Source organism: Pseudomonas sp. B33.4 (assembly GCF_034555375.1).
Classification (GTDB): Bacteria; Pseudomonadota; Gammaproteobacteria; order Pseudomonadales; family Pseudomonadaceae; genus Aquipseudomonas.
The window spans coordinates 6,472,361-6,484,429 of sequence record NZ_CP140706.1 but is presented as its reverse complement, the minus strand read 5'-3'; the positions used below and the strand labels follow the sequence as shown (position 1 = coordinate 6,484,429).

General features: G+C 59.9%; 12 protein-coding genes. 6 read left to right on the top strand and 6 right to left on the bottom strand.

The features are described from left to right. Positions 1-17: 17 nt before the first annotated feature. Together U6037_RS28855 and aspA are read right to left on the bottom strand one after the other, a co-directional pair. Positions 18-1,478 carry an alanine/glycine:cation symporter family protein gene (locus U6037_RS28855; RefSeq protein WP_322845308.1) on the bottom strand — a complete coding sequence of 487 codons (1,461 nt, stop codon included), beginning with the start codon at positions 1,476-1,478 and terminating at the stop codon, positions 18-20. A 485-nt stretch (positions 1,479-1,963) separates the two neighbouring features. Next, the gene (gene aspA, locus U6037_RS28850; protein ID WP_064389610.1) at positions 1,964-3,388 is read right to left on the bottom strand and encodes an aspartate ammonia-lyase; all 1,425 of its coding nucleotides are present in this window, start codon (positions 3,386-3,388) and stop codon (positions 1,964-1,966) included. 180 nt (positions 3,389-3,568) lie between these two features. Between aspA and U6037_RS28845 the strand changes: the two genes are divergently transcribed. The 5 genes from U6037_RS28845 to U6037_RS28825 all read left to right on the top strand — a co-directional run bounded on the left by U6037_RS28845 (position 3,569) and on the right by U6037_RS28825 (position 7,379). Beyond that, positions 3,569-4,477, top strand: a complete 909-nt coding sequence (locus U6037_RS28845; RefSeq protein WP_322845307.1) for a LysR substrate-binding domain-containing protein — start codon at positions 3,569-3,571, stop codon at positions 4,475-4,477. Between the two features lie 331 nt (positions 4,478-4,808). Further along, a complete protein-coding gene (gene purE / locus U6037_RS28840) occupies positions 4,809-5,300 on the top strand; it encodes a 5-(carboxyamino)imidazole ribonucleotide mutase (RefSeq protein WP_007920220.1) in 492 nt (163 codons plus the stop codon). A 10-nt stretch (positions 5,301-5,310) separates the two neighbouring features. Then, entirely contained in the window at positions 5,311-6,393 is a 1,083-nt protein-coding gene (locus U6037_RS28835; RefSeq protein WP_322845306.1) for a 5-(carboxyamino)imidazole ribonucleotide synthase, read from the top strand. A 110-nt stretch (positions 6,394-6,503) separates the two neighbouring features. Further along, positions 6,504-6,749, top strand: coding sequence for a GlsB/YeaQ/YmgE family stress response membrane protein (locus U6037_RS28830; protein ID WP_003229635.1), 246 nt, complete (start codon positions 6,504-6,506; stop codon positions 6,747-6,749). 93 nt (positions 6,750-6,842) lie between these two features. Next, on the top strand, positions 6,843-7,379 hold the full coding sequence (locus U6037_RS28825; protein WP_322845305.1) for a DUF3299 domain-containing protein: 537 nt from the start codon (positions 6,843-6,845) through the stop codon (positions 7,377-7,379). Positions 7,380-7,462: 83 nt separating this feature from the next. Here U6037_RS28825 and U6037_RS28820 read toward each other — a convergent pair whose 3' ends face one another. Further along, positions 7,463-8,362 carry a D-hexose-6-phosphate mutarotase gene (locus U6037_RS28820; protein WP_322845304.1) on the bottom strand — a complete coding sequence of 300 codons (900 nt, stop codon included), beginning with the start codon at positions 8,360-8,362 and terminating at the stop codon, positions 7,463-7,465. A gap of 57 nt (positions 8,363-8,419) precedes the next feature. After that, positions 8,420-8,824, bottom strand: coding sequence for an acyl-CoA thioesterase (locus U6037_RS28815; protein WP_003229628.1), 405 nt, complete (start codon positions 8,822-8,824; stop codon positions 8,420-8,422). Between the two features lie 375 nt (positions 8,825-9,199). On the opposite strand from U6037_RS28815, the gene U6037_RS28810 reads away from it, so the two are divergent. Next, positions 9,200-10,498 carry an MFS transporter gene (locus tag U6037_RS28810; RefSeq protein ID WP_322845303.1) on the top strand — a complete coding sequence of 433 codons (1,299 nt, stop codon included), beginning with the start codon at positions 9,200-9,202 and terminating at the stop codon, positions 10,496-10,498. A 16-nt stretch (positions 10,499-10,514) separates the two neighbouring features. Here U6037_RS28810 and U6037_RS28805 read toward each other — a convergent pair whose 3' ends face one another. Continuing rightward, positions 10,515-11,006, bottom strand: coding sequence for a type II toxin-antitoxin system VapC family toxin (locus tag U6037_RS28805; protein ID WP_322845302.1), 492 nt, complete (start codon positions 11,004-11,006; stop codon positions 10,515-10,517). Further along, a complete protein-coding gene (locus U6037_RS28800; protein ID WP_322845301.1) occupies positions 11,003-12,061 on the bottom strand; it encodes an XRE family transcriptional regulator in 1,059 nt (352 codons plus the stop codon). The genes U6037_RS28805 and U6037_RS28800 overlap by 4 nt, the downstream gene beginning before the upstream one ends. Between the last annotated feature and the right edge of the window lie 8 nt (positions 12,062-12,069).

Sequence of the window (12,069 nt, the reverse complement as noted above, 5' to 3'; positions counted from 1 at the left end):
CGCCCGTCATTCACCTGTCAGCGTTGCGCTGCAGGCACGCCTTGCGGCTCGGCTTCGGCTTCGGCTTCGGCCTTGGCGTCAGCGGCAGACGGGCTGGTCGGCCAGGCCTTCAGGTCGAGGTCCAGATCGGCAAATTTGCTCGAGTCGAACACCGGCTGTTTGACGCCGGCGCGGCGCTGCCCGTCGTAGTCGCGCATTACGCGCATGCCGACCTTGAACAGCATGGCCAGGGCCACGAGGTTGACGAAGGCCAGGCAGGTCATGGTGATGTCGGCGAAGGCGAACACGGTCGACAGGTCCTGCATCGAACCCCATACCACCAGCGCCAGCACCAGGCCGCGGAAAATCATCAGCGCGGCGCGGTTGCGAGTGAGGAACTGCAGGCTGTTTTCGCCCAGGTAGTAGTTGTAGAGGATGCAGGTAAAGACGAACAGCGACAGCGCGACGCTGACGAACATGCGACCCCAGTCACCGACCACGGCGGCCAGCGAGTTCTGGGTCAGGACGATGCCGTCACCTTCGAAGCCCGGGGTGTAGAAGCCCGACAGCAGGATCAGCAGCGCGGTGCAGGTGCAGATCACGAAAGTGTCGAGGAACACGCTGAAGGCCTGAACCACGCCCTGCGCGCCCGGGTGCTTCACGGCAGCGACGGCGGCGACGTTCGGCGCACTGCCCAGACCCGCTTCGTTGGCGAATACGCCACGCTTCACGCCCATGACGATGGCGCTGCCGAGCAGACCACCAAAGGCCGGATCGAGGCCGAAGGCGCTCTTGAAGATGGTTTCCAGCATGGCTGGCACATGTTCGATCTGAGTACCGATCACGTACAGGGTCACGCCGATATAGGCGAGGGTCTTGATCGGTACGAGCAGGTCGGACACCGAGGCGATGCGCTTGATGCCGCCGATGAAGGTGATGGCCAGCAGCACCGCGAGGACGATACCGGTGTGTTGTGGGTTGAATTCAAAGGCGTTCTGCAGCGAGTGGGTCACTGTGTAGGACTGCAGACCAATGAAGGCGAAGCCGTAGGTGACCAGCAACAGGACAGAAAACACCACTGCCATGCCTTTGAGCTTGAGGCCGTGCTGGATGTAGTAGGCCGGGCCACCACGGTACAAGCCGTCGCCATCGGCGCGCTTGTAGACTTGGGCCAGGGTGCATTCGAAGAAGCTGCTGGACATGCCGACCAGTGCGGTTACCCACATCCAGAACACCGCACCCGGACCACCGAGGGTCACGGCGATGCCGACACCGGCGATGTTGCCTGCGCCGACACGGCCGGCAAGGCTGAGCATCAAGGCCTGGAACGAGCTGAGTTGCCCGGCGCTACCTTTGAGGCTGTCGCGGAACACCGCGAACATGTGGAAGAAGTGACGCAATTGAACGAAACGCGAGCGAATCGTGAAGTAGCTACCGAGCCCGACAATGAGCACGATCAGTACTTTCCCTGAGAGGAAGTCGTTAATGACTTCGAGCATGGATTTTTCCTCGCTGTTTATTGTGTAAGCAAATGCTGGATGGAAGAAACATCGTGTTACACCGGTGTGCGCGCGGCACGACGGGTGAGGCGAAGGTTTCGTCCGGTTCCATTTCGCGGGTTTGTTATTAGTTCGGGTTTCGCATGGGTTATGGCCTCGTTACCGACGACCGCTCACGCGAAGAGGGGCGGCACTATACCGATCAGTGGCGCGCCCGTCTGCACGGTAGTGGTGCAAGCGACGAAACGAGGGTGCTGCAAGATCAAAAGATCGCAGCCTTCGGCAGCTCCTACAGGTGTACGTCAATCAATGTAGGAGCTGCCGAAGGCTGCGATCTTGGCGGTATCAAATACACAAAACATTTAACGTCCTGCCCGCAAAGAAGTTAAAAAAAAGGGCTTGGGGACTAAATCCCCAAGCCCTCAAAAGGTGAGAGGTGTCTAGTCCCTCGACCTGGTGAGCGGTGCTACAAGTAACGTGTCGGTTCAGCCTTTAAGCGGAACCAGACGCGGAGCAATCATGTTTTCCGGGCGCAGGATGTCGGCGAGCATGGCTTCGTCGAGCAGACCTTCTTCGCGCACCAGTTCCAGCACGCCGCGGCCGCTTTCCAGAGCGAGACCGGCGATGCGGGTGGCATTTTTGTAGCCGATGTACGGGTTCAGTGCGGTGACCAGACCGATCGAGTGTTCGACCAGTTCACGGCAGCGCGCTTCGTTGGCGGTGATGCCGACAATGCAGTGCTCGCGCAGCATGTCCATGGCGCGTTGCAGCAGGCGGATCGAGTCGAAGATCTTGAAAGCGATCAGCGGCTCCATCACGTTCAGCTGCAGTTGGCCGCCTTCGGCTGCCATGGTTAGCGCCAGGTCGTTACCGATGACCTGGAAAGCCACCTGGTTCACAGCTTCCGGAATTACCGGGTTGACCTTGCCGGGCATGATCGAGCTGCCTGGCTGACGCGCTGGCAGGTTGATTTCGTTGATGCCGGTGCGCGGGCCGCTGGACAGCAGGCGCAGGTCGTTGCAGATCTTCGACAGCTTCACCGCGGTGCGCTTGAGCATGCCGGAGAACAGCACGAAGGCGCCCATGTCGGAAGTCGCTTCGATCAGGTCGGCGGCTGGAACCAGCGGTTGACCGCTGATCAGGGCCAGACGCTGTACCGCCAGCGCTTGATAACGCGGGTCGGCGTTGATGCCGGTACCGATCGCGGTGCCGCCCAGGTTCACTTCAGTCAGCAGTTCCGGGGCCAGCGTCTTCAGACGGGCCAGGTCTTCGCCCATGGTGGTGGCGAAGGCACGGAATTCCTGGCCGAGGGTCATCGGCACGGCGTCTTGCAGCTGGGTACGGCCCATTTTCAGGACGTGATCGAATTCTTTACCCTTGGCCGCGAACGCCTGAATCAGGCTGTCGAGGCTGGCCAGCAGGGTGTCGTGACCGAGCAGCAGACCCAGGCGGATCGCCGTTGGGTAGGCGTCGTTGGTCGACTGCGCCATGTTGACGTCGTCGTTCGGGTGCAGGTACTGGTACTCGCCTTTCTGGTGACCCATTGCTTCGAGTGCAATGTTGGCGATCACTTCGTTGGCGTTCATGTTGGTGGAAGTACCGGCGCCACCTTGAATCATGTCGACCACGAACTCTTCGTGGAAATCACCGCGGATCAATCGGGCACAGGCTTCGCTGATGGCAGCGTGCTTGGCTTCGCTCAGGTGACCCAACTCGCGGTTGGCGTCAGCAGCGGCCTGTTTGACCATTGCCAGGCCGACAACCAGTTTCGGGTAATGCGAAATCGGAACGCCGGAGAGACGGAAGTTATTCACCGCTCGCAGGGTCTGGATGCCGTAATACGCTTGAGCCGGTACTTCGAGGGCGCCAAGCAGGTCGTTTTCTGTGCGGAAAGATGCAGCGGAGGACATGATAGAAATCATCTCGATATGGACCCGGTCTGTGCCGGAACGCTGCGAATGCTAGGCTTGTAGGAATTTTTGGGCCAATGCTGTTCAGCGCTGCCCTATGCACATTCGGCATAATGCCCGTGTGACGCCGCGTGCGCGGCAGACGTGTGACCTGTTTTGGTGCGTGTCCGGGAGGACGTGATGAATCTGGAAAGCAAATGGCTCGAGGACTTCAGTGCTCTGGCCGCCACCCGCAGCTTCTCGCAAGCGGCCGAACGACGCTTCGTGACTCAGCCGGCGTTCAGCCGACGGATCCGCAGTCTGGAGGCTGCGTTGGGGCTGACCCTGGTCAATCGCTCGCGCACGCCAATCGAACTGACGGCGGCGGGGCAGTTGTTTCTAGTGACCGCACGCACCGTAGTCGAACAGCTCGGTGAAGTGCTGCGCCACCTGCATCATCTGGAAGGCGGGCAGGGCGAGGTGATGCAGGTCGCTGCCGCTCACTCGCTGGCACTGGGTTTCTTCCCGCGTTGGATTGCGCAGTTGCGTAATGAGGGCTTGAACATCGCCACGCGGTTGGTCGCGACTAACGTCGGCGATGCGGTGCATGCGTTGCGTGAAGGCGGCTGCGACCTGATGCTGGCGTTCTACGACCCGGATGCGGCGATGCAGATGGACCCGGAGATTTTCCCGTCGCTGCATTTGGGCCAGACGGAAATGCTGCCAGTGTGCGCGGCGGATGCCGAGGGCAAGCCGTTGTTCGATCTGGAAGGGGATGCCAGCGTGCCGTTGCTGGCTTATAGCGCCGGGGCGTTTCTTGGGCGTTCGGTGAATGGCTTGTTGCGTCAGCGTCAGCTGCGTTTCACCACTATTTATGAAACCGCGATGGCGGACAGCCTGAAAAGCATGGCGCTGGAAGGGCTCGGCATCGCCTGGGTGCCGCAACTGAGCGTGCGTGCTGAGCTGGCGCGTGGCGAACTGGTGGTTTGCGGTGGCCCGCAATGGCATGTGCCGTTGGAGATCCGTCTGTATCGCTGCGCGCTGGTGCGAAAAGCCAACGTCCGCCTGCTCTGGCGAAAGCTTGAAGGCGGCGCCGCACAATCATCCTGACCCACCGCAGTTCAAATGTAGGAGTGAGCCTGCTCGCGATAGCGTCAGCACATTCAGCGAGGATGTGACTGATACACCGCCATCGCGAGCAGGCTCACTCCTACAGGGGATTTGCGGTGTTCTGTCGCTGACCTTCAGGTCAATAAAACCGGGCATTTGCGGCAGATGACGGATGGTCGCGCAGGGGGCTGTTTATTGCTTTCTTTGCGGTATACTGCGCGGCCTTCGGCCGGCACGTCCGGCCATTTTTCGTACAATCAAGCCACGCAACCTGCGTGGCTTGTTGTTTTATGACGCGCCTGCGGGCGCTCCAGAGAGAAGAGGCGCGACGATGAGTGCACTGGTTGGCGTGATCATGGGCTCCAAGTCCGATTGGTCCACCCTTAGCCACACCGCCGATATGCTGGAAAAGCTCGGCATCCCGTACGAGGTCAAAGTGGTCTCTGCCCACCGCACCCCTGATCTGCTGTTCCAGTACGCCGAAGAGGCTGAAAGCCGCGGCATCGAGGTGATTATCGCCGGCGCCGGTGGCGCAGCCCACTTGCCAGGCATGTGTGCGGCCAAGACCCACCTGCCGGTGCTGGGCGTGCCGGTGCAGTCGGCCATGCTCTCGGGCGTCGACTCGCTGCTGTCGATCGTGCAGATGCCAGCCGGCATCCCGGTCGCCACCCTGGCCATCGGCAAGGCTGGCGCGATCAACGCAGCCCTGCTCTCGGCGAGCATCCTCGGCGCCAAGCATCCGCAGTTCCACGCGGTACTGAAAACCTTCCGTGCCGAGCAGACAGACAGCGTCCTGGACAATCCAGACCCACGTATTGCCTGAGGTTGTTGAGATGAAGATCGGTGTAATCGGTGGCGGCCAGTTGGGTCGCATGTTGGCCCTGGCGGGCACTCCGCTGGGCATGAACTTCGCTTTCCTCGACCCTGCGCCGGACGCTTGCGCCGCGGCGCTGGGCGAACACCTGCGGGCCGATTACGGCGATCAGGATCATCTGCGCCAATTGGCCGATGAAGTCGATCTGGTGACCTTCGAGTTCGAAAGCGTCCCGGCCGAAACCGTGGCATTTCTTTCGCAATTCGTCCCGGTCTACCCGAGCGCCGAAGCCCTGCGCATCGCTCGCGATCGCTGGTTCGAAAAGAGCATGTTCAAGGATCTGGGCATCCCGACCCCGGCCTTCGCCGACATTCAATCGCAAGCCGATCTGGATGCCGCCGTGGCTTCGATCGGTCTGCCGGCCGTGCTGAAAACCCGCACTCTGGGTTATGACGGCAAGGGCCAGAAAGTCCTGCGCAAGCCGGAAGACGTGGTCGACACCTTCGCCGAACTGGGCAGCGTGTCCTGCCTGCTGGAAGGCTTCGTGCCGTTCACCGGTGAAGTCTCGCTGATCGCCGTACGTGCCCGCGATGGTGAAACGAAATTCTACCCGCTGGTGCACAACACCCACGACAGCGGCATCCTCAAGCTGTCGGTGGCCAGTACCGATCACCCGTTGCAGGCGCTGGCCGAAGACTACTCGAGCCGTGTGCTCAAGCAGTTGAACTACGTTGGCGTGATGGCGTTCGAGTTCTTTGAAGTCGACGGTGGCCTGAAAGCCAACGAGATCGCCCCGCGCGTGCACAACTCCGGGCACTGGACCACCGAAGGCGCCGAGTGCAGCCAGTTCGAAAACCACCTGCGCGCCGTTGCCGGCCTGCCGCTGGGTTCGACCGCCAAGGTCGGCGAAAGCGCGATGCTCAACTTCATCGGTGTGGTTCCGCCGGTTGAGAAGGTCATCGCCATCGAAGATTGCCACCTGCATCACTACGGCAAAGCCTTCAAGGCCGGGCGCAAGGTCGGCCACGCCAACCTGCGCTGCGCCGACATGGCGACGCTGCAGGCGCAGATCGTCAAGGTCGAAGCGCTGATCGCCGAGTAACGACAGTTTCATGTGGCAGCGGCGGAACCATTCAGGGGCCGCTGTTCTCTCATGGCAGGATGCCAAAGTCTGACTAGGCTTCGCATATCTATCTTTGAGAGGGAATTGCCATGGGAATTATCGGAACCATCTTTATCGGCTTGATCGTTGGCCTGCTGGCGCGGTTCCTGAAACCGGGCGATGACAGCATGGGCTGGATCATGACCATCCTGCTCGGTATCGGCGGTTCGCTGGCGGCCACTTACGGCGGCCAGGCCTTGGGCATCTATCAGGCAGGTCAGGGCGCAGGCTTCATCGGCGCACTGGTCGGCGCGATCGTGTTGCTGGTGATCTACGGCCTGATCAAAAAGAACTGATCCAAAGCGACAAAGCCCTCTCTGCCAACGTGGCCGGGAGGGCTAGAATGCTCGGCGATTCAGCGTTCCTTCCTTTCTATACCGAGCACCTTCATGCGCCGTCTTCTGTTGACTCTCCTTTTTCTGGGCAGCGGTTTGGCCCACGCCGGCGAACTGCCGGAAACCGACTGGCTCGAACTGATGCCCAAGTCGGACCAAAAGGCCCTCGAGGCCATGCCTGAAATCGACCACAACTCCCCGGAAGCCACCGGCACCTTCACCGAGAAGGGCGGGATGAAGCAGGCCAAAGGTCTGCCGGCGGTGATGTATTCGACCAAAACCGTGGCGTCGATGAACGACAAACACATCCGCATCGGTGGTTATCCGGTGCCGCTGGAGTCCGACGCCAAGGGCCGCAGCACGCTGTTCTTCCTCGTGCCGTATCCGGGCGCCTGCATCCACGTGCCGCCGCCGCCGCCAAATCAACTGGTGCTGGTGCGATATCCGAAAGGTTTGAAACTGGACGATATCTACACACCGCTGTGGGTGATCGGCACGCTGAAGGTCGAGAAGGTCAGCAATGATCTGGCCGATGCGGCGTATGCGCTGGAAGCGGATAAAGTGCGGGTGGTGCAGGAGTCCGATCTCTAAAGCAAAAGATCGCAGCCTTCGGCAGCTCCTACATTGGAATGCATTTCCCTGTAGGAGCTGCCGCAGGCTGCGATCTTTTGATCTTAAAGCGGTTTGCTGGCGACACTCACGCCCATGGTATGGCTCGCACCCGGCGCCAGCGTGACGATGTCATCCATCACGTTCGCCGTCTCGATGCACAGCATGCGCTGCCAGCCATCGTTATCCATATCCGCCAGCGCTGCCGCGCGGTCGATCCACGGGTTCCAGATTACCGCCGTGCGTGAACCGGTAGCCGTCAGCACAATGCGCCGTTCCCAGGCCGGATCGACGATGCTCAGTTGTGGAGGAGCGTCGAGATAGATGCGGTCGGTCTCACCGGCAAAATGCAGGTCGCCTTGCTGTCTGTTGGTTTTCCAGTCGTCCAGCGTCTCGATGTAATTCAAACCATCCACGCCATCGACCTGCACATGGCGCACATCACTGACCGCGAAATACGTGTGCAGCGCCTGACTCAGGCTGACGGTGTCACTGCCACGGTTGTGGCTGGTCAGGCTGAAGCTCAATTGCTCGGACAAATGCAGGGTCAGGGTCAGATCGACCTGATGCGGCCAGCCCGGCAGGCCACCTTCGGGGTAGGGCAGCTTGAATTCGACCTTGACGCCGTCAGTCTCTGATTCGATACCACCCAGCTCCCAATCCATCGCTCGCACCAGACCGTGCGCGGACGCAGGTTGCTCACCGGTGTACATGGCCTGCACGCTCTGCGGGTTACGTTCGAACTTGCCGAACCACGGCCAGCACACCGGCACACCGGCACGGATGCTCTGGCCAGTCTTGAACACGGCCTTGTCGTTGAGCCAGATGATCGGCGGCTGGCCATCGATCTGATAACTGAGGATGTGCGCGCCTTGCTGGGCCACCAGCACTTCGGCCTGACCGTGGCGAATGCGCCAGCAGTTCAGTTCATCCAGTTTCACCGCTTCAACGTTGGGCGTGGTCATGGGACAGCTCTCGATCAGTAACAAGGACAACTATCGACCGTCAAACGGCCGCGAGGTTTAGCGCGCGCGTGGCGGAACCGAGCGGGTGCGACCACTGCCGTCGATGGCGACGAAGACGAATACCGCTTCGGTCACTTTACGCCACTCGCTGGACAGCGGGTCGTCGCTCCACACTTCGACCATCATCTGGATCGAGCTGCGGCCGATTTCCAGGGTCTGGGTATAAAAGGACAATTGCGCGCCGACAGCCACAGGCACGAGGAACGCCATGCGATCAATGGCAACCGTGGCCACGCGGCCGCCAGCGACACGGCTGGCCATTGCGGTGCCGGCCAAATCCATCTGTGCCACCAGCCAGCCGCCGAAAATATCGCCAAAGCCGTTGGTTTCACGTGGAAGTGCAGTGATTTGCAGGGCCAGGTCGCCTTGCGGGATCGGATCTTCTTGTTCGAGCTCTATCATGCCGGGGGTGCCTCTGACCCGTGACTCTTGTTGGTATTGCTGGTGGTAGCCGTCTTCGGGAAAAACGATTCAGCACCGAACATACTACGTTCGTCACGTTTTCCATCAGGCGCCTAAGGAGAAACTCTGCGAAACCGGCTGATCCCGAGCAAAGGCCGGGCCAACAACGTTTTCGCACAGCAACCCCTTACAAACCGGAGCAGGTTGCGAGTATATCGGTCGGTAGACTCCGCGACGACCATCCGGTTCTGATTTCGACCGTCAAATACGCGCCTCTATGTGCTTTTTCGAACAATTTGCTATGGTGCCGAACCTGCCCAAGCCACCGCCAGCGTTGTTGTGGCGGCAGATCCGACTATAAGAGAAGCCCTTGCCATGACCACAGCGCCTTCGAGCCTCGCGCAGCCCGAGCAACCCGCACGACCGTTGACCCGCAATGACTACAAAACTCTGTCGCTGTCCGCCCTCGGTGGTGCGCTGGAGTTCTACGACTTCATCATCTTCGTCTTCTTCGCTACCGTGGTCGGCAAGTTGTTCTTCCCGGCCGACATGCCCGAGTGGCTGCGCCTGATGCAGACCTTCGGCATCTTCGCCGCCGGCTACCTCGCGCGGCCACTGGGCGGCATCGTCATGGCGCACTTCGGCGATCTGCTGGGGCGCAAGAAGATGTTCACCCTGAGCATTTTCATGATGGCCGTGCCGACCCTGATCATGGGGTTGCTGCCAACGTATGCGCAGATCGGCATGTGGGCGCCGATCCTGCTTCTGTTGATGCGGGTGATTCAGGGCGCGGCGATTGGCGGTGAAGTGCCGGGCGCGTGGGTCTTCGTTTCCGAACACGTACCGCAAAAGCACATGGGTTACGCCTGCGGCACCCTCACCAGCGGCCTGACCGCCGGTATTCTGCTGGGCTCGCTGGTGGCCACGGCGATCAACAGCATTTATACGCCTGCCGAGGTTTCCGATTACGCCTGGCGGATTCCATTCCTGCTGGGCGGTGTGTTCGGCCTGTTCTCGGTCTACCTGCGTCGCTGGCTGCACGAAACCCCGGTATTCGCTGAGCTGCAACTGCGCAAAGCCTTGGCTGAAGAAGTGCCGCTGCGTGCGGTGCTGCGTGATCATCGCGGCGCGATTGCGATCTCGATGCTGCTGACCTGGTTGCTGTCGGCCGGTATCGTTGTGGTCATCCTGATGACGCCGACCGTGCTGCAAACGGTCTATCACTTCACGCCGACGCAAGCGCTGCAATCGAACAGTCTGGCGATTGTGTTCCTGAGCATCGGCTGCATCATTTCCGGCGCGTTGGCGGATCGTTTCGGTGCCGGTCGGGTATTTGTGTTTGGTTGCCTGGGCTTGCTGATCAGCTCGTGGACGTTCTATCACAGCCTCGCCGATCACCCGGACTGGCTGTTCCCGCTGTATGCGCTGACCGGTTTTCTGGTCGGCACCATTGGTGCGGTGCCGTATGTGATGGTTAAAGCGTTTCCACCGGTGGTGCGCTTTAGCGGCTTGTCGTTCTCGTACAACGTGGCTTACGCGATCTTCGGCGGGTTGACGCCGATGGTGGTCAGTCTGCTGCTGAAAGAAAGCGCGATGGGGCCCGCCTACTATGTGGCGGTGCTGTGCGCGATGGGGATTCTGGTGGGGGCGTGGCTCTGGAAGAAGGGGCGCTGATCCAGGATTCTGCTATCTAGGGCTCTCGCCAGCGTGAGAGCCTTGTTTCGCACTCGCCAGTTGGGAGTCGAGCGCCATGCTCAAGCATATGGGCCAAGGCGTCTGCGGCGTGCGGCTTTTCGATTACGTGATGTTCAACCATCAGATCAAGTAACCAAAGAGCGCCGTGCACCTCCAGTCCATCTCGTTGTGCCTGGCGCCTTAACTTGCCATCTCCGGTCAGCAACGGACGTCCTGTTTCCTGTGCGAGCAGGTAACAAGACACGTCCGCCAGTGAGCTGTTGTTGTGCTCGATTTTCAGCTCAAAGAGCCTGATCACGCCAGACTCATCGAACGATTCAACACTCAGCCCTCGATCAAGCAGTTCCTGGTGGGGAAAGTCTGCAAGCTCATGCATGACAAAGTCGGTGCAGCAAAGTGTGAATGGCAAGCGAAACATCTGGTCCAGTAATCCGGCGTTTCTGAAGTCAATCCAGATATTCGTATCACTGATGAAGATCAAACTCATGCATTCTCCAGTGAACCCAAAAAATTGGGGTCCAGTGCGCTCACTGGTTTGCGCAGGAGTTCGGCAGCCCGAGACTTGGTGATCAAACCTTCTGCCAGCGCCCAGAATGCTAGCGACTCAAATCTTTGAGGCGGCTTGCAAGGTAACGGCTCAGGTTCTGATTTGCGCCAGCCATTGGCACTGAATTGGATGGTGAGGGACTTATAGCCACTTTCGCTGAGAAGCTTCAGATCTTTCAGGCGTCTCAACGCGGCATGCATTGAGATCCCGTATTGACGCTTTGCAATCAGCAGTTCTCGTGGATGAACTCTGGAGCGAGGATGGCTACCGAAGTCACCGGTGACACTTTTCGCCGGGTAAAGAAACGCGCCGGCAAATCGATGGCAGCAGTTTTCCTTGTCCCTCTCCGGCATATCCTCGGGTAATGCCATGACCCAGTGGCCGAGTTCATGGGCGGCAGTGAACCTGATTCGTTCGCCTGGGCGATCGGCATTCAGTGCAATCAACACGTGTTCGCCGTTACCGGTGGCAGCGCAAGCGCCGTCGAAGTCGTCCGGGCCGTTTAGCATGGCGACTTTTATGCTGTGCTCCTCCAGCTGTTCGGTCAGGTTGGCAATGGGGTCGCTACCAATTCCCCAGAATTGCCGAAGCTCCTCTGCTGCGCCTTCGGCTTCATCGAGAGAGGAAACCGGGATCATTTGCGCCGGGGTGACGGGAGTGTGGATGTCGGCAGGATTGAAACACTCCTCGAGCGCGATGTAGCGCTCAAGGTGCTCGCGAATTTTCTCTTCCACCTGTGCCTGGCGATATTTAGGCATTCGGGCCAGTTTTCGAAACTCCAGAGGCGCCAGTGCAATTGCATCAGCGCGAAAGAAGTACTCAGGGCTGACCTGAAGCGCCTTGGCCAGTTGCAGCAGGCGAGTTGAGTTCGGAGTGCTCAACCCCTTCTCATATTTGCTCAAGGCTTGTTTGGTTATGTCGCCAAGCTCCATCGCCAAAGCCTCAAGAGTGAGGCCTTTTTGCAGGCGCGCGCGACGAATTCGGTCGTTTATCATGGGGCCCT